The organism is Sinorhizobium psoraleae, from assembly GCF_013283645.1.
Classification (GTDB): Bacteria; Pseudomonadota; Alphaproteobacteria; order Rhizobiales; family Rhizobiaceae; genus Sinorhizobium; species Sinorhizobium psoraleae.
The window spans coordinates 1,155,128-1,178,013 of sequence record NZ_JABEKV010000002.1; the positions used below are offsets into that span (position 1 = coordinate 1,155,128).

Here is a 22,886-nt window from a genome sequence, read left to right on the forward strand (position 1 = left end):
TCGTCAGGCACTCGCTACCTCGTTCGCGTGCACTGCTCTACTGTTGCGCTCGATGCACTCTGCGACGAGCGCCTGCAGGCGCCACAGATTACGGTCCCGGATGCCCCTGGCCTCGAGATGCGTCACGGTGTTGAGCAGATATTCCGCGCCTGAGCCGACATGGCCGCATGCGCAAGCCAGCACCTCCGCGACGGCTTCGAGCGAGAGACTCCCGGCATAGAGCGGCGAGGCGCGATTCATGACGAAGGCCAGGGCCGACACCGGGCCCGACGCGGTCTCAACCTTGATCCAGCGGGGCATGCTGTTGGGCGGTTTATAGGTAAATTCGCGCCGGAAGAGTTTTGCAAATTGACCTTCGATGTCGTCATCCGGCAGTTCGTAGAGGACACCCCGACACTGCCCGCCGCGATCGAGCGCCATCATGAGGCCCGGCTGTTCGGGTGTTCCCCGGAAGCGGATCATTCGGAAGCAAAAGGAACGATGCCAGCCCCGGGCAACGCCTACCGTTTCGCCGACATGCTCGATCTCCGGTCTCCAGATCAACGATCCATAGGCGAAGAGCATTATTGGCGTACCCGGAGATGGGTGGCTCTTTATCATCCGCCCCACCCATTCGCCGTAGTCCGCGTCGCTGTGGAGAACTGCGCCCGGCCCGGGGCCGCCGTCGGCAATCGCCCGGTGAACCTGGGCGACGTGCGCCGGGGTCAAGCTGAGTGATGTTGGTTTGCCGGACATTATCATCGTCTCCGCCAAGCCGAGAAGATCGCGCACCGGGGGCCTGGATGCAAGTTCGGCCTGAACGTCTCGCTTTATCTGCGCGCCTCCGCCGCCATGCTGACGGCAAGGCTCGCAAGCACGGTGCTCATCAGCCAGCGCTGCACGAGCATGAAGAGCGGGCGTCCGGCAAGGAAGGCGGCGATCGAGCCCGCCGTCACCGCGATCAAGGCGTTAACGGTGACGCTGATCATGATCTGCAGACTGCCAAACACGAGCGACTGGAGGAGGACATCACCCTCGGGGCGGATGAATTGCGGCAGCAGCGAAAGGTAGAGCACCGCCACCTTCGGATTGAGCAGGTTGGTGACAAGCCCCATCAGGAAGAGTTTGCGGGGTCCGTCCCTCGGCAGGTCGCGCACCTGGAAGGGCGAGCGGCCGCCGGGCCTCACAGCTTGCCAGGCAAGATAGAGCAGATAGAGCGCGCCGGCGAAACGCAGCGCGTCATAGGCGAAAGGAACCGCCAGCAGCAATGCGGTGATGCCGAGCGCGGCAAAGACCATGTAAAAGACGAAACCAAGCGCCACGCCGCCGAGCGAGACGAGACCCGCCGCCGATCCCTGGCAGATGGAGCGGGAGATCAGATAGATCATGTTCGGTCCGGGTGTCAGCACCATGCCGAGGGCAATCAGGGCAAAGGCGATAAGGCTCTGAACTTCCGGCACATTGCGCTCCGAACGAGTGTCATGACTGTCGCCGGGACACTCTCATGATCTCCTTGCACCGGACAACGCAATTGCTGTCACCCTGACAATCTAACCGCGAAACTTCGCCCGCGCGGATTTCGCTTTTCCGCGCGCTGCTGTAGACAATGCAGGAGCATGTTCGGAGACGCTTCATGACGCTCGCAGCCCTTCTTGCCTATAGCGGCGCCCTCTTCATTGCGGCAATCATTCCCGGTCCTGGCGTGACCGCGCTTGTTGCGCGGGCGCTCGGATCCGGCTTTCGCGAAACCTTCTTCATGGGCCTCGGGCTGATCCTCGGCGACATGGCCTATCTGACTGCCGTGGTGTTGGGGCTCGCCTTCGTCGCGCAGACCTTCACCACGGCCTTTCTCATCGTGAAGATCGCTGGCGCGCTCTATCTCGGCTATATCGCCTGGAAACTCTGGACCGCCGGCCTTCTGCCGCAGGATATACAGGCGCGGAAATCGGCAAGCGCGACGATGTCCTTCCTGTCGGGACTGATGGTGACGCTCGGCAATCCCAAGACCATGCTGTTCTATGTGGCGCTGGTACCGACGCTGATCGATCTCGCGGCAATCGGTCCCGAGGATTACGGCCTGCTGCTGGCGGCGACCTTCCTTGTCCTTCTCGCCGTGCTGCTGCCCTACATGCTGCTCGCGGCCCGCGCGCGCTCGCTTCTGAAGCAGCCGAAGGCGCTCAGGGCATTGAACCGCGCGGCCGCCGGCATTCTTGCCGGAACGGCCGCCTACATCGCTACCCGCGCGACTTGAAAAAAGATTTCTCCGCCGGCCGCCGCGCAGACGCTTTTTCCTCCGGCTGGCGGGCTTCGAAGCCCATCTCGCCCTGGAATGACCCAGTCATTGCCCGTATTCTCGCGGCAACGATTTCAACTGAAGGGAGAAACACATGTCCGAAACGCGTAAGCCCGGCCGCGGCCGCGTCTTTTCCTCGATCACCGAAACGATCGGCGACACTCCCATCGTACGCCTCGACAAGCTGGCAAAAGAGAAGGGCGTAAAGGCAAACCTTCTCGCCAAGCTCGAATTCTTCAATCCGATCGCCTCGGTCAAGGACCGCATCGGCGTTTCGATGATCGAGTCGCTCGAGGCACAGGGCAAAATCGTACCCGGTCGCACGACGCTCATCGAACCGACTTCGGGCAACACCGGCATCGCGCTCGCCTTCGTCGCAGCCGCCAAGGGCTATAAGCTGATCCTCACCATGCCCGAAACGATGTCGGTCGAACGGCGCAAGATGCTCTACCTGCTTGGCGCGGAGCTGGTCCTGACGGAAGGCGCCAAGGGGATGAAGGGTGCGATCGCCAAGGCGCAGGAACTCACCGAGACGCTTCCCGACGCGATCATCCCGCAGCAGTTCGAAAATCCGGCAAATCCGGAGATCCACCGCAAGACGACGGCAGAGGAAATCTGGAACGACACCGAAGGCGGCGTCGACATCCTCGTCTCGGGCATCGGCACGGGCGGCACGATCACCGGCGCCGGCCAGGTGCTGAAGGCGCGCAAGCCCTCCATCAAGGTGATCGCCGTCGAGCCGGAGGAATCCCCGGTTCTCTCCGGCGGCGATCCCGGACCGCACAAGATCCAGGGAATCGGCGCCGGTTTCGCGCCGGCAATCCTCGACACGGGCGTCTATGACGAGGTCGTGACCGTGAACGCGGGCGAAGCCGTCGAGGCCGCACGCCTCGTTGCAAGGCTCGAAGGCGTTCCGGTCGGCATTTCCGCCGGCGCCGCGCTCCAGGCCGCGATCGAGGTCGGGCAACGCGAGGAAAACGCCGGCAAGAACATCGTCGTCATTATTCCTTCCTTTGCCGAACGCTATCTTTCGACCGTCCTGTTCGAAGGGCTTGGCGGATAGCGCGCGGCAGCTCGCTCCGAAGAACTCTCAGGAGGGGCGCCACCGTGCGCCCCCTTTTTCTTACTCCGTGAAGGCCGCGAGGTTGGCAAGCGTCGAGCCGAGGCCCGCGTCATGATCTTGCTGCGAGATACCTTCGGGAACGTTCTCACAAGTCACGGTCACCACAGTGCCATCCGGAACGGCTGAAAGCGTCCAGGTAATCGTCATCGTGCCGGCAAATGCCGGTTCGTTGGACTCAAACTCCGCCTGCTGCACCACGCGTTTGCCGGGGATCAATTGCACGAAGCGCCCTTCGACAATATCGTTTGCCGCCGAAGTCTTGCCGCGTGGCGCGCGGTTCGGCTCCTCATAGATGAGCGCCATGCGGTAGACTCCGCCTTCTCGCGGCTCGAACCTTTCGATCTCGCCCTGCATGCCGTCGGGCGGCAGCCAAACGGCAACGGCGGCAGGATCGAGCAGCGCCCGATAGATGGCTAGCGGCGAGGCCTTGACGACCCGCGAAGCGGTGTCCGTTCGTCCCCTGGCCGATTCATCCACCATCATTGACCCTCGCTCTGTCGCAACGCGTTGCCGACAAGGAAACGCCCAGCGTCCGCCGCGTCCCTTCAAAGGCGCGACGGTCGCCACAGCACGATGCATTGCTGCATGATTTTGCCCTCAAATCGGCTCCGATTTCAGGAACCAGGCAGTAGGGCCGCGGAGCTAGGCCGCAACAGGCAGCCGCTCTCCGGCGACGCGATAGGAAATCGCCTCGGCAAGGTGGATCCTGCCGACCGTCGGCGCCTCATCGAGGTCGGCAAGCGTGCGCGCCACTTTCAGCACTCGATGATAGCCGCGCGCCGAAAACTTGAGCTTTTCCGCCGCATCCCGCAAGAGCTGCAGGCCCGCCGCGTCCGGTTCGGCGATCTTCTCGATCATCGTCGTCGAACAGCGAGCATTGCTCGTGAGTTCCGGATGACCAAGAGCCGCGAAGCGGTCCGCCTGCAGCGCGCGGGCGCGGGCGACGCGCTTGGCAACGGCTGCACTCGGTTCGGCTGTGACGGGGCGGATAAGGTCGGCGGCGCTGACGGCCGGCACGTCGATGCGGATGTCGATGCGGTCCATCAAGGGGCCGGAAATCCGCGCCTGGTAGTCGGCCATGCAGCGCGGGCCGCGGGCGCAACTGCGCCCGGGTTCACCCGCCATGCCGCAACGGCACGGGTTCATCGCCGCTACGAGCTGGATCGCCGCCGGATAGCTGACGCGGTGATTGGCACGCGCGATGATGCATTCCGAGGTTTCGAGCGGCTGGCGCAGCGCATCGAGAACCTGCGGCGAAAACTCCGGAAACTCGTCGAGAAAGAGCACGCCATGATGGGCGAGCGAAGCCTCGCCGGGTTTTGCCCGCAACCCGCCGCCGATCAAGGCCGCCATGGTGGCCGAATGGTGCGGCGCGCGGAACGGCCGGCGATCGGAAAGTTTGCCGCCCGGCAGCTGCCCTGCGATCGAATGAACCATCGAGACTTCGAGCAGTTCAGCAGGCGAGAGTGGCGGGAGAATGGAGGGCAGGCGCGCGGCAAGCATCGACTTGCCGGACCCGGGCGGGCCGACCATAAGCAGATTGTGGTTGCCGGCGGCTGCCACCTCCAGCGCCCGCTTGGCGCTCTCCTGGCCCTTGATGTCGCCAAGATCGGGCAGGTTGGCGGCAGCGGCGCGAATGGCCGGCTCGGGACGCGACAGCACCTGCGTGCCGCGGAAATGATTGGCGATGGCGATCAGGCTGCGCGGTGCGAGAATGTCGATCTCCGATCCGGCCCAAGCCGCTTCCGGCCCGCTTTCCGCCGGGCAGATCAGGCCCTTGCCGAGCGCGTTGGCGCCGATCGCGGCGGGCAGAGCGCCGGCGACGGCCGCAATGGTGCCGTCGAGATTGAGTTCGCCGATGACGACGTAGCCGCTCAACGCATCGGCCGGAATGGCATCCAGCGCCGCCATCAGGCCAAGCGCAATGGCGAGATCGAAATGACTGCCCTCCTTCGGAAGGTCGGCTGGCGCCAGATTGACCGTGACCCGCTTTGCCGGCAGCGCCAGGCCCGATGCGTGCAGCGCCGCCTGGACTCGCTCCCGGCTTTCGGCAACCGCCTTGTCGGGCAGCCCGACTATCTGCATGCCGACCTTACCAGGTGCGACCATCACCTGTACGTCGACCGGAACGCCTTCGATGCCCTGGAATGCAACCGTGCTGACACGCGCGACCATGATGTCCCCTAAAGTCAGAGCGGGATGTGCGCGGAAAAACCGCATCACACTTTTTCTCATCCCGCTCCAGTCACGGCAGCCCTCGCGCCGCCACAACCGCCCCCGGTTGCAGCACCAAATCTTGCACGGAGTGCGCTCAAAAACAAGAACAATGATAGAACAAATGCGTGAACCACTTTCCGAATGAAACGCTCTGCGTGCTCCGTCGGGCCGGACCGCTACAGGCACAGACCTCCCGCGCTACTCGAAACCTTCGACGACACAGGTGATGAGATCATGGTCGGACAGCGGGCGGCCCGAAGAATCGAGTGAAGGAACGATGTGGCTTTTGCCAATCTTCAGACCACGCGCAAGAAACCAGTCGAGCTTCATTGCACGCTTCGGCCAACGGGTGATGAGGCTCGGCCGCGTCGTCATGCCGTCGATTGGGCCGCCGTGGCGCGTGAAGCCGCGCTCGGCGCTCATCGCAAACAGGCCCTCGGCTTCGAAATCGCCGCCGATATGATTCCCGGTATTGAGATCGCCGCCGATCAGGATAGGAAGCTCCGGAAAGTTCGCGTCCAGCGCGTCGATCAGTTCCTTGACCTGCCTCTCGCGATAGGCGGCCGTGGTTGCGCTTTCGAGATGGGTGGAAATGGCGACGAAAGGGCCCGCCCGGGTCTCGATCACGGCGCCGATGGCAAGGCGCTCGCCGACCCGCGGTTGATCGCCGCCGTCCATGAACCACAGCCTCTCGCCCCAGAGCCGCAACATGAACGGGCGGTTGAGCGGAGCGGCCGCCATCAGCGCATTGCCGTGGAAGCCCTTCTCGTTGAAGTCGTCCTTGCAGAATTCGCGCTCGGTATCGGACCCCAATCCCAGTTCGATGAATTCGACGCCGTAGGCGTATTGCATGCCGAGCGCCACGGCGATTTCGGCGGTCGGGTGCCGCTGGCCGGTACGCGCCATGCCGTTGTCCATCTCCGAAAGCAGAACGAGCGACGCGCCGGTGGCGTCAAGATGCGCAGCACTTTCCTCGGGGAACAGGCAGCGTTCGAGGTTCCAGGCCGCGACGGTGAAGGGAAAGGCGAGCGGCTCGCGGGCGGGCGGCGCACCGCCGATCTCAAGCGTGTTCATTTCCTCAAGGCTTTCCATGACGGCGTCATGGGCGGCAATGCTGCGCTCGATCCGGGCAAAACCGGCGCGCGTCTCCAGCGAGGAAACGGCGAGCGCTGCTGAGGTCGTATCAATCACAATGCTGGCTCCATGTTCACGGTTCGCGTCTTGGCCTGTACGATGCCCGTTGCCGCTTTCGGTTCTCCGAGCCTCCTGCCGGTCTCGGACGAGAAGAAATGCAAGCGCTCCGGCGCGATGGCAACGGCAAAACTGTCCGAAAGTGGCGTCTCCGGCGCAAGCGCGACGGTGACAGAATGGTCGTCGATTGCGCCGTGGACGAGGCGCTGCGCGCCCAGTTCCTCGACATAGTCGACCCGGAAGAGCAAGGCCGGCTCGCCAACACCCGCGAGACGCAGGTCCTCCGCGCGCAAGCCCACGGTTACCGATCCGTCCGCCGGCGCCCGATACCCGAGGTCGATCGACTGCGTGCCGATCTGCAGCCGCGCGCCCTCGAGAACGCCTTTGACCAGGTTCATCGCCGGTGAGCCGATGAAGCTCGCAACGAAGGTCGAAGCCGGCGCATGATAGACGTCCAGCGGCCGGCCGACCTGTTCGATCCGGCCACCGTTCAACACGACGAGGCGATCGGCGAGTGTCATCGCCTCGAGCTGGTCGTGGGTGACGTAGAGCGAAGTGGTGCCGAGGCGCTTCTGCAATCGCTTGATCTCGCCGCGCATGGAGACCCGGAGCTTGGCATCGAGGTTCGACAGCGGCTCATCGAAAAGGAAGGCCGCCGGCTTGCGCACGATCGCCCGGCCCATGGCGACGCGCTGGCGTTGCCCTCCGGAAAGCGCGCGCGGCTTGCGATCGAGATAAGGCGCGATCTCGAGCATGCGCGCAGCCTCGGCAACCCTTGCCTCGATCTCGGTCTTCGGCGTCTTCCGGTTCTTCAAACCGTAGGCGAGATTTTCGTACACCGTCATGTGCGGATAGAGCGCATAGTTCTGGAAGACCATGGCGATGTCGCGTTCGGCGGGATCGACATCGTTGATGATCCGGGTGCCGATCTTCACGGTGCCCTTCGAGATCGTCTCGAGGCCTGCGACCATGCGCAACAAGGTCGACTTGCCGCAGCCGGACGGACCGACGAGCACGATGAACTCGCCGTCGGCGATGTCGATCGAGACGGATTTCACCGCCTCGACGCCGCCGGCGTAGATTTTCGAGACCTCTGCGATATCGATCGCCGCCATGGGTTGCCTCCGTTGATAAATTCGCTGCTGAGGGCTGCGAGAAGCCCGCATCCTCGGTCCGCTCTACTTGTCGCTTTCGGTCAGGCCCTTGATAAACCAGCGCTGGAAGATGACGACGATCATCACCGGCGGCAGCATCGCGAGGATCGCCAGGGCAAAGGCCTCGTTGTAGTCAGGAATGTTGGAGCCGACCCAGACGAGCAGGATCTGCTTGATGCCGCGCACGAGCGTGAAGAAGCCCTCGTCCGTCGTCATCAGCGTCGGCCAGAGATACTGGTTCCAGCCATAGACGAACATGATGATGAAGATGGCCGCCATCATCGTGCGCGACAGCGGCACCAGAACATCGATGAAGAACTTGAACGGCCCGGCACCGTCGATGCGCGCCGCTTCGAGCAACTCGTCGGGAACCGACTTGAAAAACTGGCGGAAATAGAAGGTGCCGGTCGCCGACGCGAGCAGCGGCACGATCAGGCCCGTATAGGTGTTCGTCAGTTTCAATGCGTTCATCACCTCGTAGGAGGGGAGAATGCGAACTTCGAGCGGCAAAAGCAGCGTGGTGAAGATGATCCAGAAGGCAACCGTCGCCAGCGGAAAGCGGAAATAGACAATCGCATAGGCGGCCAGCATCGATAGCACGATCTTGCCGGCGGCGAAGCCGAGGCCGAGGATCATCGAGTTCAGCATCATGTTGAACCCGGTGATCTTGCCGGTGAAGCCGCCCTCGCGCGTCAGCACGGCCTCGTAAGTCTCTGCGAAATGGCCGCCCCAGGTGAGGCTCAGACCGTTGCTGTGGATATCGGCGGCCTCATGGGTCGAGGTCATGAACGCGACGACGACCGGCGCGACCATGATGAAGACGCCGATAAGAAGGATGACGTGATCGAGGATTTTCGTGCGGTGCATGGCCGTTACCTCAGTTGTAATGGACACGCCGCTCGATGAAGCGGAACTGGAAGATGGTGAGCGCGAAGACGACGACCATCAGGATCACCGACTGGGCGGAGGAACCGCCGAGATCATTGCCGCGGAAGCCGTCCATATAGACCTTGTAGACAAGGGTGATGGGGTTGTTTGCAGCCTTGTCCTTCACCATGACGTCGATGACGCCGAACGTATCGAACAGCGCATAGGTGACGTTGATGATCAGCAGGAAGAACGCCGTCGGCGCGAGCAAGGGCAGCACGACCGTCCAGAAGCGGCGCGTGCCGGAACGGCAGTCGAGCGCTGCCGCCTCGCGCACGGAGACGGGAATGCCCTGCAGTCCGGAAAGGAAGAAGATGAAGTTGTAGGGGATCTGCTTCCATACGGAAACGACGATCATGGCGAAGGCCGTGTCGAAATAATCGAGCCCCACCTTGATGTCCCATCCGAACCAGGCCGCGAGCTTGACGATCGGACCGATGTGCTGGTCGAAGAACATCATACCGATCAGGCCGGCAACAGGCGGCGCGATGGCATAGACCCAGATCAGCAATGTCTTATAGCCGCTATTGCCGCGGATGACGCCATCCGCCTTGACGGCGAGCAGCAGGCCGATCGACAACGCGAAAAACGTCACCAGAACCGTGAAGATCGCCGTGAAGCGCGCGATACCGAGATATTCGTTCGACTTCAGCACGTCCGCATAGTTGCTCATGCCGACGAAAGTGGATCCGAAACCGAAGGGGTCTTCCAGGTAGAAGGAAGACTGTATCGCCTGCGCGGATGGCCAATAGAAGAAGATGAAGATGATCGCGAGCTGCGGCGCGAGGAAGAGATAGGGCAGAAGGGGCGATGAGAACTGAACGCGCTTCGCCCCTGCCTGATCGCTTCGATCGCCGGACGATCCCGCCGTCCAGCCCGCCGGCCACCTTCTCCCCGCCTTTGCGGAGAGACGCAACGTTCCATCGTCCGTTGCACTCACCTCTCCCCGCGCATGGGGAGAGGGCCAGGATGAGGGGCCGGCGTGGCTCATGATCAGCCTGCCGTCTTGGCGAAGCGGGCGAGCAGTTCGTTGCCTTCTTTCTCGATCGTCTCGAAGGCGTCCTTGACGGTCGTTTCGCCGGAGAAGATGCGGCCGTACTCGCGCTCCATGATCTCGCGAATCTGCGGGTAGAAGCCGAGGCGATAGCCCTTCGACCATTCACCGGCCGGCAGGAGAAGCTGCTTGATGCCGACTTCGGCAACGGGCTTTTCCTTGTAGTAGCCATCCTTCTGGGCAAGCTCGTAGGCTGCCTTGGTGATCGCCACGTAGCCGGTGGACTTATGATAGAAATACTGGATTTCCGGCGACGTCAGGAACTGGAAGAAGTCGGCGACGCACTTGTTTTCCTCGTCCGACTTGCCGGACATGGCAAAGAGCGCGGCACCGCCGATGAAGGAGTTGGTGCCGGCGCCCTCGATCGAGCCCCAATAGGGCAGAAAGGTCGCCGAGAACGGCATCTGCGCCGTCTTCGTCAAGCCGCCGAAGGAGCCGGACGAGCCGATCCAGAGGGCAGCCTTGCCTTCCTCGAAAACCTTCTGGTTGTCGTTCCAGCCGGCGCCGTAGAAGGCGAAGTAACCCTCGTCCTTCCAGGCCCTGAGCTTCTCGAACATCATCTGCAGGTTCGGGTCGGTGACCTTCAGCTCGGTGTCGGCGACGCTGTCGTAGCCGTTGTTGTTGGTCGCGAACTGGATGTTGTTGCGCGAGAAGAAGTTCTCGGTGAACTGCCAGGTAAGCTGCGACTGGACGAGCGGGATATAACCGGCTTCCTTCAGCTTCGGAGCGACTGCCTCGAAATCTTCCCAGGTCTTCGGAGCTTCGACGCCGGCTTTCTTCAGCGCCTCGTCGTTGATATACATGATCGGCGCCGAAGAGTTGAACGGCATGCCGACGAACTTGCCCTCGCTGTCGGCGTAGAAGTAGCGCACGCCGTCGATGAAGGCGTTGCGATCAAAGGCGTAGCCGGCCTTGGTGATCAGGTCCTCCGCCGGGATGACGGCGCCCTTGGCATTGATGATGGTCGCGGCACCCGCGTCGAAGACCTGCAGGATGTTCGGCTGCTCGCCCGAGCGGAAAGCGGCGATACCGGAAGCGAGCGCTTCCTCGTAGGTGCCCTTGCTGACCGGCGTCAGGGCGCAGGCGCTCTGGGATTCGTTGAATTTCTGCGCGACCTCGTTGATGACCTCGCCGTTGCGGCCGGCCATGCCGTGCCACCAGGTGATGTTGGTCGCGGCGAGCGATGTCGTTGCGGAAAATGCGAAAGTAACGGCTGCAAGCGAAATTCTCTTGAACATGGTCTCCTGTCCTCTCCACCGTTTGCGGATGGCTGTGGACTAGTGACCTTCCGTGACAGGCCGGTAACGCTTTTATGTCTTGACGATTACAAATTCAAAAGGCGTCCGGCAAATGCCGCGGCCAGCGCCAGGGAGTGACCGCGACGATATCGTAGCGGACGGAGAGACGATGAAAATCCGCCTGCCGGGACAGCCAGATATCGCTTGCAGCCCTGATGCGCCGTTGCGCCGTATCGGAGACCGCGAAGACCGCCTCGTCGAAGCCGCGGCGAGCCTTCACTTCGACGCAGGCGACAAGATCGCCGCGACGGGCGATGATGTCGATCTCGCCGAGCCTGGTGCGGTAACGCATTGCGACGATGCGATAGCCTTTGAGCATCAGGCAGAGCGCCGCGCGGTATTCGGCGAAGTGACCGCGCTTCAGGGCCTTCAGCTTGCGGCTGTCCGGTCGCTCAACCCTCATCGCGTTCCTTGAGAGCGAGAAGCCGGTCATAGAGTTCCTTGCGCGGCAGTCCGGTCCGGTGGGCGGCTTCCGTCGCCGCCTTGCCCATCGGCATGTCCCGTGCAAGGGCGCCCAACAGGGCATCCACATCCGCTTCCTTGGGAACCGGCTTCGCATCCGGCGGACCGACGACCAGAACGATTTCGCCCTTAACGTTCGCCCCCTCGGCGTAGAAGGCGCTGAGCTCCCCGAGGGTGCCGCGGCGGAACTCCTCGAACGCCTTGGTTAGCTCGCGGCAGACGGCCGCCTTCCTTTCCGGGCCGAGAACATCGGCTGCCACGGCCAGCGTCGCAGCGATCCTATGCGGCGACTCGAAGAACAATAGTGTCGCCGGCACGGTGGCGAGTTCGCCGAGACGGTCGCGCTTCGCTTTGTCCTTGGTCGGCAGGAAGCCGGAAAACAGGAAGGCGTCGCTCGGGAGGCCGGAGCCGACAAGGGCCGCAAGGGGAGCCGATGCCCCCGGGATCGGCACGACCCGGTGGCGGGCCTCGATTGCCAGTTGCGCCAGGCGATAGCCGGGATCGGAGACGAGCGGCGTCCCGGCATCGGAGACGAGCGCCACCGATTTCCCCTCGCCGAGCGCCGCCAGCAGCCGCGGACCGGCCTCTTCGGCATTGTGCTCATGGTAAGCGAACGGACGATTGACGATGCCGTAGCGGTCGAGCAGCACGCGGGTCACGCGCGTGTCCTCGCAGGCGAGAACGTCGGCGCCGGCAAGCGTCTCCAGCGCTCGAAGCGTGATGTCGGCGAGATTGCCGATCGGCGTCGCGACGAGATAGAGCGCCGGCTCCAGCGGACGGGCGGGAATGCTCGCATTGTGCAGCCGATAGCCGCGCTGCCCTTCTTTCTCCCCCGCTTGAGGCGATTGATGCTTGTCCAACTCCCTGGTCCCGATCACGACATTTGGCTTATCAGTTCAGCCCTTTATGAGTGAGCAGAGGGGGCAGGGCAAGGGTGCGTTGCGACGGCAAGCTCCCACGTTGGGGAAGAGCCCGTGAAACCCCTTGCTTTTGCGGCTCTCTTTCTGCCATTTTGCCCGTCCACATCCTTCCGGCCGATCGGCCGGAGCACTCGCAGTTGACGCTGCGGCGGGTTCGCCCGCCGGGCAACGGTTGAAAGCGGTAGCATCCCATGCGCATTACTCTCGAGCGGTCCAATCTCCTGAAATCGCTGAACCATGTTCACCGCGTCGTCGAACGGCGAAACACGATCCCGATCCTCTCGAACGTGCTGTTGCGCTCGGACGGAGCGAGCCTTGAAATGAAGGCGACCGACCTCGATCTCGAGATCACCGAGGCGACACCGGCACAGGTGGAACAGGCGGGCGCCACCACCGTTCCGGCGCATCTCCTCTACGACATCGTTCGCAAGCTGCCGGACGGAGCGGAGGTGCTGCTTGCGACCAATGCCGAAGGCACGGCAATGACGGTCGCCTCCGGGCGCTCGAAGTTTTCGCTGCAGTGCCTGCCGCAATCGGATTTCCCGGATCTGACGGCCGGGAGCTTCTCGCATTCGTTCCGCCTGAAGGCGACGGATCTCAAGATGCTGATCGACCGGACACAGTTCGCGATCTCGACGGAGGAGACCCGCTACTACCTCAACGGCATCTTCGTGCACACCGTCGAGAACAAGGGACAATTGAAGCTGCGCGCGGTTGCGACCGACGGCCACCGCCTGGCGCGGGCCGATGTCGAAGCCCCGGCCGGCTCCGAAGGCATGCCGGGCATCATCATTCCGCGCAAGACCGTAAGCGAACTGCAGAAGCTGCTCGACAATCCCGACATCGTCGTGACTGTCGAGGTCTCGGACGCGAAGATCCGCCTGACGATCGGCTCGATCGTCATGACTTCGAAGCTGATCGACGGCACGTTCCCCGACTACCAGCGGGTGATCCCGGCCAACAACGAGAAGGAACTGCGGGTCGATTGCCAGTCCTTTGCCCAGGCCGTCGATCGCGTCTCGACGATTTCGTCCGAGCGCGGCCGCGCAGTGAAGCTCGCGCTCGCCGACGGACAGATGACGCTGACGGTCAACAACCCGGATTCGGGCAGCGCGACGGAAGAGCTGCCGGTCGGCTACGAAAACGACCCCCTGGAAATCGGCTTCAACGCCAAATACCTGCTCGACATCACCGCCCAACTTACCGGCAACGACGCGGTCTTCATGCTCGCCGATCCCGGTTCGCCGACACTTGTGCGCGATCTTGCCGCCGAGGACGCGCTCTACGTTCTCATGCCGATGCGTGTGTGACGGTTCGATCGCGCTCTCGAAACGCTGACCCGCCGCCCCTTGGCCGGCGGGTTTTTCATGAAACCTGTGGTCGCGCCTTGTTGATAAGCCATCGCTTTTAGACGCGGACAGACTTGTTTTTGCCGCAGATGGGAGCACATTATGCCCCATGCAGTTGCGCGACCCGGCGAATCAGAACACAGCATGGGCCGCGGTCGACCGAAATGAGAATGATTTTTCGAGGGGATTCGATGAGCTTGCGCTTGAAGGTGAAGGAAAAGTTCGGCCGGAAGTTCGACGAGGAAATCCGCTTCTTCAAGGGCTGGATGAGCAACACCCGCGCCGTCGGAGCTATCCTGCCGACATCCTCGATCACGGCGCGACGGATGGCAAGCGTGGTCAATCCCCGCTCGGGACTGCCGGTGCTTGAACTCGGACCGGGAACCGGCGTGATCACCAAGGCGATCCTGGAGCGCGGGATCGCACCGGAAAAACTGGTGTCGGTGGAATATTCGACCGAATTCTACCATCAACTGAAGGCGCATTTCGCCGGCGTGCGTTTCGTCAATGGCGACGCCTTCGATCTCGAGCATACGCTCGGATCAATGAAGGACCAGCAGTTCGACAGCGTCGTGTCCGCAGTGCCGCTCCTGAACTTCCCGATGCACCGCCGCGTCGAGCTTATCGAGGACCTGCTTTCGCGGATCCCTGTTGGCCGGCCTGTCGTGCAGATTTCCTATGGCCCTCTGTCGCCGGTCGTCGCCATGCCCGACCGCTACAGCATCCAGCATCTCGACTTTGTCGTCCGCAACATTCCGCCCGCGCAGCTTTGGGTCTATCGCAAAGCGCATTGAGGCACGGCGTGTTCGGCGTTTACCTGACCCACCCGCAGGTCCGGATCGACCCCGCGATGGCCGTGCCGAAATGGGGATTGTCCGACCTCGGCAGGGATCGCGCCCGCGTAACGGCCGCGAACCCGTGGGTCCGGTCGCTCGGGCGGATCGTATCCAGCCATGAGACGAAAGCCATGGAGACCGCCGCCATATTGGCGCAGGCGGCAGGTGTCCCGGTCGAGACCGACGAAGAGATGGGCGAGAACGACCGCTCGGCAACAGGCTTCCTGCCGCCGGAGGAGTTCGAAAAGGCGGCCGACTGGTTTTTTGCCCATCCGAACGAAAGCTTCAAGGGTTGGGAGCGGGCAATCGATGCCCAGACGCGCATCTGGGACGCGGTTTCCTATATTCTCGATCGCCACGATCCCGCGGTTCCGATCGCCTTCGTCGGGCATGGCGGCGTCGGGACCCTGCTCAAATGCCGCATGACAGGCACGGCGATCGCGCGCGATGCCGACCAGCCCGCGGGCGGCGGCAACCTCTTTGCATTTCGTCTTGCGGATCGCGCCGTCACATGCGACTGGACGCCGATGGAATTCTGGCAGGGGTGATCTCGACATGACCATGAGCGCGCGCGACCGGCTGATCGTTGGCCTTGATATTCCGACGATTGCCGAGGCGGAGAAGATCGTCTCGGCGCTTGGCGACGATGTCGCCTTCTACAAGATCGGCTATCAGCTTGCCTTCGCCGGCGGGCTCGAATTCGCGCGGGATCTCGCCGCGAGCGGCAAGAAGGTCTTTCTCGACATGAAGCTGCTCGACATCGACAACACCGTGGCGAAGGGCGTCGAGAACATCGCGAAGATGGGCATGTCGATGCTGACGCTGCACGCCTACCCAAAAGCGATGAAGGCGGCCGTCGAGGCGGCGCGCGGATCCGGCCTCTGCCTGCTCGGCGTTACGGTCCTCACCTCGATGGACGAGCAGGACGTCATCGATGCCGGCTACGAATACGATCCGCATACGCTGGTGCTGCGCCGGGCGGAACAGGCCCGTGCCGCGGGAATGGGCGGGATCGTCTGCTCCGCCGAGGAGGCCGCCGCGGTGCGCAAGATCATCGCAGCGGAGATGGCGCTCGTCACCCCCGGCATCCGCCCCGCGGGCGCCGACAAGGGCGACCAGAAGCGGGTGATGACGCCAGCTGACGCGCTTCGCGCGGGATCGAGCCATCTCGTCGTTGGACGGCCGATCGTCCAGGCTGCAGAACCGCTGACGGCCGCCCGTGCGATCCTCACCGAAATGGAGAGCGCGCTTTCCGGCTGATCCGCCTCGGCGAAGAAAGCACCTCCAGCTATTTTACGAGCTTCCGCCCCTGAGCAACGGGGCGCGCTTGACGTTGACCGCGAATTGCCGGAAGTAACGACCCCGTCTGTGTACTCTACCGAAAGACGAGGAGTTTATCATGGCCAAGGGATATTGGATCGCTCGGGTCGATATACGGGACGCCGAGCGCTACAAGGACTACGTGGCGGCGGCAAAGCCGGCCTTCGAGAAATACGGCGCAATATTCCTCGCGCGCGGAGGCAACTTCCATCGGCTGGAAGGCGCCGTTCGCTCCCGCAACGTCGTCATCGAATTCCCTTCCCTCCAGGCCGCCGTCGACTGCTACAACTCGCCGGAATACCAGATCGCCGCCGCGATCCGCCAGGAAGTGGCCGACGCCGAAATGGTGGTAGTGGAAGGGGTCTGAACCCTATCAGAAGGCACCACGAAAGTGCTCGCGCGGCGACGTGGGATTGGCCTTCACCTCGCCCGCCGCTTGGGCTATGTAGCAAGCAATTCTTCCATATGAGATCAGGAGTGCGTTTCCCATGACCTTGTCCAACCTTCCGCCGCTGGTGACGATTTTCGGCGGATCCGGATTTGTCGGCCGTCATGTGGTGCGCGCGCTCGCCAAGCGCGGCTATCGCATTCGTGTGGCGGTCCGCCGGCCGGACCTTGCCGGCCATCTCCAGCCGCTCGGCAATGTCGGCCAGATTTCCTTCGTCCAGGCCAATCTGCGCTACCGCAAATCGGTCGACCGCGCCGTCGAAGGCGCCGACCATGTGATCAACTGCGTCGGCGTCCTGTTCGAGAGCGGCCGCAACACGTTCGACGCGGTCCAGGATTTCGGAGCGCGCGCAGTCGCCGAAGCCGCGCGGGCAGCCGGGGCCACGCTGACGCACATCTCGGCGATCGGTGCCGATGCCAAGTCGGAATCGAGCTATGCCCGGACCAAGGGCCGGGCCGAGGCAGCGATCCTCGAAACGGTTCCGGACGCGATCATCCTGCGCCCGTCGATCATTTTCGGACCCGAGGACGGCTTCTTCAACAAGTTCGCCGAAATGGCGCGGCTTTCGCCGGTCCTGCCGCTGGTAGGCGGCGGTCATACGAAATTCCAGCCGGTCTATGTGACCGACGTTGCCGAGGCCGTGGCCCGTGCCGTCGACGGCAAGATCGAGAAAGGCAAGATCTACGAGCTCGGCGGACCGCAAGTTCTGTCGTTCCGCGACTGTCTCGAGCTCATGCTGAAGACGATCGACCGCAAGCGCCATCTCGTGTCGATACCTTTCAGCATCGCTTCGCTGCTCGGCAGCGTCGCTTCGCTGGTGCCGTTCATCACGCCGCCGCTCACCGCCGATCAAGTGGTGTTGCTCAAATCCGACAATGTGGTCTCTGCGCAGGCCGAAGCTGAGGGACGCACGCTCGCCGGAATCGGGATCAAGCCGACGATGCTCGATTCGATCCTGCCGAGCTATCTGGTGCGCTATCGCCCGCATGGGCAGTATACACGCGGCGGACGCGCGGCCTGACACCTGTCGCCTCCGGATTTTCTCTTTATGACCGCCGGCCCTGCCGGCGGTTTTTGCTTGTGGCAATGACGCAGCATTGTTGCAGTTCTGCCGCAGTCGAAAACACGAATATCGTTTACCGCAGATTCAGCATGCCCTGATATTGATCATGACATGTCCAGCGAATAAACACCGCTCGCGCCACATCGCTCGGCGAGCGCAGTCGGTGCCAACATCACACTCGAAAGGCATAACGTCCCATGGGCAAGTCGATCGCAATCTTTTTTGCGTCTGCGGCAATGATCATTCTGGCTGGCTCATTCATGGCTCCGAGCACCGTGGCAAGCAGCAGCAAGGGATGCGCGCCCGCCTATGGCGTCGACCCATGCACGACGGCGTCGATCGAGTTTTCCGGCGAGTAAGCCGGCACCTGTCGCGTGAAGCGTAGCCGTCCTCCTAAAGACGGACAACGCCGCGGCGGTTGATATCTGAGTTTTGGCGGGGGCCAGGGAGCCGCATGCGTTTCGAAAGGAGCGCATGCGGCTTTATGTTTCTACAGCGCCGCGCGTCCTATCAGACGCCCAGAGGACGCTGCAGCACTTTGAATTGCTGCATGTGTCCTTAAATCGGCTACGATTTAAGGACACATGCAGCAGCTATCCAAGAAGCCACAAACCAATCAGGCCCGCGACCCCGACGATGATCCGCCAGATCGCGAAAGGCGTGAAGCCGCGGTGCGAGACGAAATCGAGCAGCGAGCGCACGACGAACACGCCTGCGACGAAGGCGGCAATGAACCCGACGGCGATCAGCGTTACGTCCTCGAAGGACAGCGCATCGCGGTTCTTGTAGAGGTCGATGGCGAAGGCCCCGACCATGGTCGGCATGGCGAGAAAGAAGGAGAACTCCGCCGCAGAACGCTTGTCGGTCCCCATCAGCAGAGCACCGGCAATCGTCGCCCCGGAACGCGACGTGCCAGGAATCATCGCAAGGCACTGAAAGAGGCCGATCTTGAAGGCGAGTGACGGCGGATACTCCATCACGTCGGTGTAGCGCGGCTTCAGCGGGAGCTGGTCGATCGCATAGAGGACGAGCCCGCCGACGATCAATACGATGCAGATCAGCATCGGTGTTTCAAAAAGCACCGACTTGATGAAGCCGTGGGCCGCGGCGCCGATCACGGCTGCCGGAAGAAAGGCGATGAGCACCGAAAGCACGAAGCGACGGGCGATAGCATTCGTCGGCAGGGCCAACGCGATCTTGAGCAGCCGCTGGAAATAAACCAGCAGGATCGCCAGGATGGCGCCGAGCTGGATGAGAACGGCAAACGTATTTCCGGGTGACCTGAAACCAAGGAAGTGGCCGGCAAGAAGGACGTGCGCCGTCGACGATACGGGGATGAACTCGGTCAGTCCCTCGACAAGCCCGAGGACGAGCGCGCTGATGATCGATTGATCCGCCATTAATAAGATGCTCCTGACATGTTGGGATTTGGGAGGAGAAGGTCGATTCGCTTGTGTTTGCCACCTGAACTACCTATAGCTCGTTTTTATGACAAGCCGTGGCCAGAGACATGTGCCGCGATGCTGACGCTCCCGGAAAAACAGATCTACGAAGCGCGATCCTCGATGCCGACACTGTATCATCACCCCATGTCCTCCGCCTCACGGTTCGTCCGCCTGATTCTCTCCGAATACGGCTACCAGACCGAGCTGAGCGAAGAGCAGCCCTGGGAAAATCGGCGGGACTTTCTGGCCCTCAATCCAGCGGGCACGCTGCCAGTCTATGTGGACGACAGCATGCGAGCACTCTGCGGCGCGACGATCATTTCGGAATATCTGGACGAAACCAACGGCATTCTGAAGCGCGATCGCCGGCTGCTTGCCGAAGATCCGTTCCAGCGGGCGGAGATTCGCCGGCTCACCGAATGGTTCCTGCAGAAGATGGAGGCCGATGTGACGCGTCCGCTGGTGCGCGAACGCATCTTCAAGCTGCAGATGACCCCGGATCAGGGCGGCGGCGCACCGGATTCGAAAATCCTGCGCACGTCGCGCGCCAATATTCGTCAACACATGAAATATCTCTCCTGGCTCGCCGGATCGCGTCCGTGGCTTGCGGGCGACCGCATCTCCTATGCCGATCTCGCAGCGGCGGCGGCCATCTCCGTGCTCGATTACCTCGGCGAGATCGACTGGTCCGAAGCGCCGACGGCCAAGGAGTGGTACCAAAGATTGAAATCCCGTCCGTCGTTCCGCCCGCTGCTCGGCGAGCGGGTGCGCGGCGTCACACCGGTCTCGCACTATGCGGACCTCGACTTCTGAGGACAAGGCAATGCCTGGCGACGCTGCAAGAGCGGAGAACCAGGGCAGGAAACGCAGCACACTAACTGCGCTTCTGAAGAGCGAGGCGGCGGACAAGGGCTTCGATATCTGTCGCATCACGCGACCGGACGCCATTCCGCAGGCGCCGGCGCGACTGAAACAGTTCCTGGCCGAAGGCGCTCATGGCACCATGGATTGGCTCGAGGAAACCGCCGAACGCCGGTCCGATCCGCGCGTGCTGTGGAGCGACGTCCGCTCGATCGTCATGTTCGGAATGAACTACGGTCCGGAGGACGATCCGCGCGCGATCCTTGATAAGCGGGACCGCGGGGCGATTTCCGTCTATGCGCAGAACCGCGACTACCACGATGTCGTCAAGGGGCGGCTCAAGGAGATCGCGACGCGGTTTGCCGCCCGCGCCCGCGAGGACGTGAAGGTCTTCGTCGATACGGCCCCTGTCATGGAAAAGCCGCTCGCAGAGAAAGCCGGCATCGGCTGGCAGGGAAAACACACCAATCTTGTCAGCCGCGAATACGGTTCGTGGCTGTTTCTCGGCAGTCTTTTCACGACGGCCGAACTCGACCTAGACGAACCCGAACGCGACTATTGCGGCTCCTGCCGGGCCTGTCTCGACGCCTGCCCGACCGGCGCCTTTCCGGCACCCTACCGGATCGACGCGCGGCGCTGCATTTCCTACCTGACGATCGAGCACAAGGGTCCGATCGAGCCCGAGCTCCGTCCGCTGATCGGCAATCGGATCTATGGCTGCGACGACTGTCTCGCGGCCTGTCCGTGGAACAAGTTCGCGCGCTCGGCCTCTGAGATGAAGCTCAAAGCGCGCGACGACTTGAAGGAGCCGGAACTGAATTTCCTGCTGACCTTGGACGATGCGGCGTTCCGCGCCTTCTTCTCCGGCTCACCGGTGAAACGCATCGGACGCGACCGCTTCGTCAGAAATGCCTTGATCGCGGCCGGCAATTCCGGCGAAAAAAGCCTGATACCACGCTGCAAGGCGCTGGCGAGCGATGCTTCCCCGGCGGTCAGGGCAATGGCTGTCTGGGCGCTTTCGCGGCTGATGCCGCGCAACGAACTCGCCGCCTTCGCTAGAGAGTGCGGGCCTGAAACCGACAACGACGTACTTTCGGAATGGCAAATGGCAGGAGTAAGCCGATGCATGTCCTGATTCTTGGCGCCGGCTATTCCGGCACGGCGATCGCGAAAGCGGTGGCTCCTGCCGCACAATCCCTGACCGGCACCACCCGCTCACCCGAAAGGCTCCCCGGGCTTGCGCAAACCGGCATCCGCCCCATCCTTTTCGATGGAACCGCGATTTCCGCCGAACTCGCGGACGCCATGCACCAGACAACCCACCTCATCCAGTCGATTGCCCCCGGCCGCGAGGGCGACCCGATGTTCCGCGCCGGCGGCACGCCGTTGCCCGAACGTCTGCCGAATCTTCGCTGGGTCGGCTATCTTTCCACCGTTGGCGTCTATGGCGACCACAAGGGAGCCTGGGTGACGGAGGAGACACCCTGCAAACCGGTTTCGCAGCGTTCGGTCGAACGGATAGAGGCCGAGAATGCCTGGCTCGCCTATGGGGCCGAGCGTCACATTCCCGTCGCGGTCCTGCGCCTTGCCGGCATTTATGGACCGGGCCGCAATGCCTTTCGCAACCTCGCCGAAGGCACGGCGCGCCGGCTGGTAAAGCCCAACCAGGTGTTCAACCGCATCCGGGTCGAAGACATCGGATCGGCTGCCGCCTTTCTCGCCAGCCGCGGCATGGGCGGCATCTTCAACGTCACCGACGACGAACCCGCCCCGCCACAGGACGTCGTTGCGGAGGCCGCCCGGCTGATGGGCGTCGAGCCGCCGCCGGAAACTCCTTTCGAGACCGCCGAACTGTCGCCGATGGCGCGCTCCTTCTACGGCGAGAACAAGCGCGTTTCGAATGCACGCCTTCGCGGGGCCGGGTTCGAATTCGCCTTCCCCAACTATCGCGTTTCGCTTGCACAGTTGTGGGAAACCGGCACCTGGCGCGGCAAGTAGACTCCGCCACAATTCACGCGATCAGAATACCGCCGTCCGGACGAAAGCATGTCTCCAGATCATCCGGTAGTAACGGTGAACCCGACATATGCTTGACTGCCCAAAGCTTGCCCATGTTCGGTCTATACTTCGCCTCTTTGTACAACTTACGCGATAGTTCCGAGATTTCCACGAACGAGAATCACGAAAAATCATACTGATCGAAATTTTTAATGATTTTTTTCCGCAAGGAGGAGTCTGCACGCCGCACGGAGCCTCCAACGAGGTTGAATCCCTGATTCCAAAGAACTTCGCGCAACGATTTAAACTAATTCAAACAATCTTCGATTTTAAATTCTGGCCCTTTTTTAATAAATCCTAATCGAGCGTTAACGGTTGAAGCACGTTTTTGCCATTATTCACCCCAATTAGCTCGATCAGCAGGGAAAATTAACTAAACTTTCAAACCGTGGGGGTCTCGCTTGAAACCAGCGAAAATCAAGACTGCTGCCGCAGCAGTGCTATTCACCGCCGGGATGGGGTTGGTCTCGGTATCCGATAGTCAGGCAGCAGGGTCCGCTTGCGGCGGTGCATCCTGGTATGCCCTCTCATCCAAGACTGCGTCCGGCGAAAGAATGAATGCCGCCCGCCTCACCGCCGCTCACCGCAGCCTCAAGTTCGGCACCAAGGTCCAGGTCACCAACAAGCGGAACGGCAAGACCGTCGTCGTTCGCATCAACGATCGCGGTCCCTTCATTCGCGGCCGGGTGATCGATCTCTCCAAAGCCGCCGCTTCGCAGATCGGCATGATCCGGTCCGGAACCGCCAGTATCTGTTACCGCGTCATCAATTCGTGATCCGCCAATACTTCCGCCCGATTCTCGCACCGGGCGGATTTGCTTACGGGAACTGTCGGTCTCCCGTATTTATGCCGCTTCCGTCTTGCTCTTCGACCCCATCGCCGCTACC

General features: G+C 62.3%; 24 protein-coding genes. 12 read left to right on the forward strand and 12 right to left on the reverse strand.

All coding sequences use genetic code 11. The features are described from left to right. Positions 1–3 precede the first annotated feature (3 nt). On the reverse strand, positions 4–735 hold the full coding sequence (locus tag ILFOPFJJ_RS14180; RefSeq protein WP_173511162.1) for a gamma-glutamylcyclotransferase: 732 nt from the start codon (positions 733–735) through the stop codon (positions 4–6). A gap of 74 nt (positions 736–809) precedes the next feature. Next, a complete protein-coding gene (locus ILFOPFJJ_RS14185; protein ID WP_173511163.1) occupies positions 810–1,439 on the reverse strand; it encodes a LysE family translocator in 630 nt (209 codons plus the stop codon). Between the two features lie 173 nt (positions 1,440–1,612). Here ILFOPFJJ_RS14185 and ILFOPFJJ_RS14190 point away from each other — a divergent pair, with 173 nt between their 5' ends. Together ILFOPFJJ_RS14190 and cysK are read left to right on the forward strand one after the other, a co-directional pair. Beyond that, entirely contained in the window at positions 1,613–2,230 is a 618-nt protein-coding gene (locus ILFOPFJJ_RS14190; protein ID WP_173511164.1) for a LysE family translocator, read from the forward strand. Between the two features lie 136 nt (positions 2,231–2,366). Further along, positions 2,367–3,335, forward strand: coding sequence for a cysteine synthase A (gene cysK / locus ILFOPFJJ_RS14195; protein WP_173511165.1), 969 nt, complete (start codon positions 2,367–2,369; stop codon positions 3,333–3,335). A 60-nt stretch (positions 3,336–3,395) separates the two neighbouring features. Here cysK and ILFOPFJJ_RS14200 read toward each other — a convergent pair whose 3' ends face one another. The 9 genes from ILFOPFJJ_RS14200 to rsmI form a co-directional block, all read right to left on the reverse strand. After that, positions 3,396–3,875, reverse strand: coding sequence for an SRPBCC family protein (locus ILFOPFJJ_RS14200; RefSeq protein WP_173511166.1), 480 nt, complete (start codon positions 3,873–3,875; stop codon positions 3,396–3,398). Between the two features lie 162 nt (positions 3,876–4,037). Beyond that, positions 4,038–5,570 (reverse strand): YifB family Mg chelatase-like AAA ATPase, encoded by a 1,533-nt coding sequence (locus ILFOPFJJ_RS14205; protein ID WP_173511167.1) that lies wholly within the window; start codon positions 5,568–5,570, stop codon positions 4,038–4,040. 240 nt (positions 5,571–5,810) lie between these two features. Then, positions 5,811–6,803: an exonuclease/endonuclease/phosphatase family protein gene (locus ILFOPFJJ_RS14210; RefSeq protein WP_173511168.1), complete on the reverse strand. Its 993-nt coding sequence runs from the start codon at positions 6,801–6,803 to the stop codon at positions 5,811–5,813. Continuing rightward, positions 6,800–7,918 carry a sn-glycerol-3-phosphate import ATP-binding protein UgpC gene (locus tag ILFOPFJJ_RS14215; protein WP_173511169.1) on the reverse strand — a complete coding sequence of 373 codons (1,119 nt, stop codon included), beginning with the start codon at positions 7,916–7,918 and terminating at the stop codon, positions 6,800–6,802. The genes ILFOPFJJ_RS14210 and ILFOPFJJ_RS14215 overlap by 4 nt, the downstream gene beginning before the upstream one ends. Before the next feature lie 63 nt (positions 7,919–7,981). After that, positions 7,982–8,824, reverse strand: a complete 843-nt coding sequence (gene ugpE / locus ILFOPFJJ_RS14220) for a sn-glycerol-3-phosphate ABC transporter permease UgpE (protein WP_173511170.1) — start codon at positions 8,822–8,824, stop codon at positions 7,982–7,984. A 10-nt stretch (positions 8,825–8,834) separates the two neighbouring features. Beyond that, on the reverse strand, positions 8,835–9,875 hold the full coding sequence (locus tag ILFOPFJJ_RS14225; RefSeq protein ID WP_246299613.1) for an ABC transporter permease subunit: 1,041 nt from the start codon (positions 9,873–9,875) through the stop codon (positions 8,835–8,837). Positions 9,876–9,877: 2 nt separating this feature from the next. Further along, on the reverse strand, positions 9,878–11,176 hold the full coding sequence (locus ILFOPFJJ_RS14230; protein ID WP_173511171.1) for an extracellular solute-binding protein: 1,299 nt from the start codon (positions 11,174–11,176) through the stop codon (positions 9,878–9,880). 94 nt (positions 11,177–11,270) lie between these two features. Beyond that, entirely contained in the window at positions 11,271–11,639 is a 369-nt protein-coding gene (locus ILFOPFJJ_RS14235; protein WP_173511172.1) for a YraN family protein, read from the reverse strand. Beyond that, complete coding sequence (gene rsmI / locus ILFOPFJJ_RS14240; RefSeq protein ID WP_173511173.1) at positions 11,629–12,558, reverse strand: 16S rRNA (cytidine(1402)-2'-O)-methyltransferase; 930 nt, start codon at positions 12,556–12,558, stop codon at positions 11,629–11,631. The genes ILFOPFJJ_RS14235 and rsmI overlap by 11 nt, the downstream gene beginning before the upstream one ends. 251 nt (positions 12,559–12,809) lie before the next feature. Between rsmI and dnaN the strand changes: the two genes are divergently transcribed. The 6 genes from dnaN (at position 12,810) to ILFOPFJJ_RS14270 (ending at position 17,592) form a co-directional block, all read left to right on the forward strand. Beyond that, positions 12,810–13,928, forward strand: a complete 1,119-nt coding sequence (gene dnaN / locus ILFOPFJJ_RS14245; RefSeq protein WP_173511174.1) for a DNA polymerase III subunit beta — start codon at positions 12,810–12,812, stop codon at positions 13,926–13,928. Between the two features lie 230 nt (positions 13,929–14,158). Further along, positions 14,159–14,761 (forward strand): phospholipid N-methyltransferase PmtA, encoded by a 603-nt coding sequence (gene pmtA, locus ILFOPFJJ_RS14250; protein ID WP_173511175.1) that lies wholly within the window; start codon positions 14,159–14,161, stop codon positions 14,759–14,761. An 8-nt stretch (positions 14,762–14,769) separates the two neighbouring features. After that, a complete protein-coding gene (locus tag ILFOPFJJ_RS14255) occupies positions 14,770–15,351 on the forward strand; it encodes a histidine phosphatase family protein (RefSeq protein WP_173511176.1) in 582 nt (193 codons plus the stop codon). Between the two features lie 7 nt (positions 15,352–15,358). Beyond that, positions 15,359–16,063: an orotidine-5'-phosphate decarboxylase gene (gene pyrF, locus ILFOPFJJ_RS14260; protein WP_173511177.1), complete on the forward strand. Its 705-nt coding sequence runs from the start codon at positions 15,359–15,361 to the stop codon at positions 16,061–16,063. Positions 16,064–16,202: 139 nt separating this feature from the next. Further along, complete coding sequence (locus tag ILFOPFJJ_RS14265; RefSeq protein WP_173511178.1) at positions 16,203–16,490, forward strand: DUF1330 domain-containing protein; 288 nt, start codon at positions 16,203–16,205, stop codon at positions 16,488–16,490. 121 nt (positions 16,491–16,611) lie between these two features. Beyond that, entirely contained in the window at positions 16,612–17,592 is a 981-nt protein-coding gene (locus tag ILFOPFJJ_RS14270; RefSeq protein ID WP_173511179.1) for a complex I NDUFA9 subunit family protein, read from the forward strand. A gap of 635 nt (positions 17,593–18,227) precedes the next feature. Here the strand turns inward: ILFOPFJJ_RS14270 and ILFOPFJJ_RS14275 are convergent. Further along, the gene (locus ILFOPFJJ_RS14275; protein WP_173511180.1) at positions 18,228–19,034 is read right to left on the reverse strand and encodes an undecaprenyl-diphosphate phosphatase; all 807 of its coding nucleotides are present in this window, start codon (positions 19,032–19,034) and stop codon (positions 18,228–18,230) included. Positions 19,035–19,199: 165 nt separating this feature from the next. On the opposite strand from ILFOPFJJ_RS14275, the gene ILFOPFJJ_RS14280 reads away from it, so the two are divergent. The 4 genes from ILFOPFJJ_RS14280 to ILFOPFJJ_RS14295 all read left to right on the forward strand — a co-directional run bounded on the left by ILFOPFJJ_RS14280 (position 19,200) and on the right by ILFOPFJJ_RS14295 (position 22,774). Beyond that, positions 19,200–19,892, forward strand: coding sequence for a glutathione S-transferase family protein (locus ILFOPFJJ_RS14280; RefSeq protein ID WP_173511519.1), 693 nt, complete (start codon positions 19,200–19,202; stop codon positions 19,890–19,892). 10 nt (positions 19,893–19,902) lie between these two features. Further along, a complete protein-coding gene (queG, locus tag ILFOPFJJ_RS14285; RefSeq protein WP_173511181.1) occupies positions 19,903–21,075 on the forward strand; it encodes a tRNA epoxyqueuosine(34) reductase QueG in 1,173 nt (390 codons plus the stop codon). Further along, on the forward strand, positions 21,063–21,938 hold the full coding sequence (locus tag ILFOPFJJ_RS14290; RefSeq protein WP_173511182.1) for an SDR family oxidoreductase: 876 nt from the start codon (positions 21,063–21,065) through the stop codon (positions 21,936–21,938). The genes queG and ILFOPFJJ_RS14290 overlap by 13 nt, the downstream gene beginning before the upstream one ends. Positions 21,939–22,399: 461 nt before the next feature. Further along, on the forward strand, positions 22,400–22,774 hold the full coding sequence (locus ILFOPFJJ_RS14295; protein WP_173511183.1) for a septal ring lytic transglycosylase RlpA family protein: 375 nt from the start codon (positions 22,400–22,402) through the stop codon (positions 22,772–22,774). The last annotated feature ends 112 nt before the right edge of the window (positions 22,775–22,886 follow it).